The sequence below is a fragment of the uncultured Campylobacter sp. genome, from assembly GCF_937981295.1.
GTDB lineage: Bacteria > Campylobacterota > Campylobacteria > Campylobacterales > Campylobacteraceae > Campylobacter_B.
In genome coordinates this window covers 1-1370 of sequence record NZ_CALJPC010000058.1, presented here as the reverse complement: position 1 = coordinate 1370, position 1370 = coordinate 1, and the positions used below count along the sequence as shown (strand labels likewise).

The window sequence follows — 1370 nt, the reverse complement described above, 5'->3', positions numbered from 1 at the left end:
TTCAAAACGAGCAAAGAGGAGGCGAGTGGCTCAAATTTACGCCTTTCGATCCAAAGTGGAACGAGTATGCAAGATTTTGCACTAAGCTCTTCGCAAAGAGCGTTCGCAGATCTACTCGTCGCCAATCGCAGCAGCGGAATTTATACGCAAATTTTAGGCTCAAACCATGCTCAAGCGCGAGAGTATTATAGCGCGTTCGCAAATGATGCTGAATTTGCTGCGGCAAATAATTCCGCGATAAATTCCATAATGATGGCAAGCATCGTTAAAAACCGAGGTGGCGCGAATGCTGTAAATATTGATAAAGACACTAGATTTTGGATCTTTTCGGGCACAAATCGAATTAAATCCGATAAAGATACTGGTATTGGTAAATTGCATTCCGATTCGTTCGTAAATTTAATCGGTATTGACTCTTTAATCGGCGATAGCGTCGGTGTATTTGTAGGCGCAGGGCGTACGGACGATAAAATAAGCGGCACCAAGGAAGTCAAAAGCAAGGATTTTCATAGCGGAATTTATTCCGACATCGGTTTTGAACCTGTTAAATTTAGCTTCGGTGCGATATATTCGAAATATGATCGAGATAGAAAGCTAATCTCATCGGTTTCGCCTATAGCTTACGAATATGTAGGCTCAAATGCCTCTAGTTTAAGTGCATTCGCACAGGTTTCTTATATGGGTTTTAGCAACGCGGACAGCTTTAGTGTAGAACCCTATGCTGGTGTTTCGCATACTCGCACGAAAATAGACGATGTCAGCAACTCTTTGATTCGCATTGAAAACAAAACGCGAAATTTACAAGCCGCAAGCGTTGGTATAAAACCTAGCGTTCCGTTTAGAATCGGCGGAGTAGGTTTAAGAGCAAGTGCAGACGTGGCATATAATCGCTTCTTTTCGGATAAGCAGCCCCAGGCTTATTTATACGTAAACGGGCTAGGTGGTACGCAGCTAAAAGGTGAGAAGTTACAAAACCTAACGACTGCCGAAGCAGGAATCGAGGCGTCTCTTTCAAGCCGTGCTACGCTTAAGCTCTCCTACGTCGGAGCATATGGAAGCGATATTAAATCTAACGGCATAGGACTAAGATTTAGACTGGAATTTTAGTAGAAAGGTAACGATGAATTTCGGTGGTACCGAATTTTGAGCCAAGCGTTTTAATTTGGATCGAATTAGACATTTTTTAATTCTACGGCAAGACGGCGTAGGGGGTGTGAATTTCGCATTTTAAAGGCGATAATTTTCGCGCCTCACGCCGAAAGCCGTATAAAAATTAACGAGCGAGTACGGTCTGGAATTTTAACGCGGACGAAGCGGCAAACGAGCAAGCGATATTGATGGGGTAGCAAACAGGCGCGCGGGTAGATTAA

At 43.5% G+C, this 1370-nt stretch carries 1 protein-coding gene; it reads left to right on the top strand.

What is annotated here, in order from left to right; all coding sequences use genetic code 11:
• Positions 1–1107 (top strand): autotransporter outer membrane beta-barrel domain-containing protein (locus tag Q0135_RS04400; protein ID WP_297988583.1); only part of this gene is annotated, 1107 nt, incomplete at its 5' end.
• Positions 1108–1370: the final 263 nt, after the last annotated feature.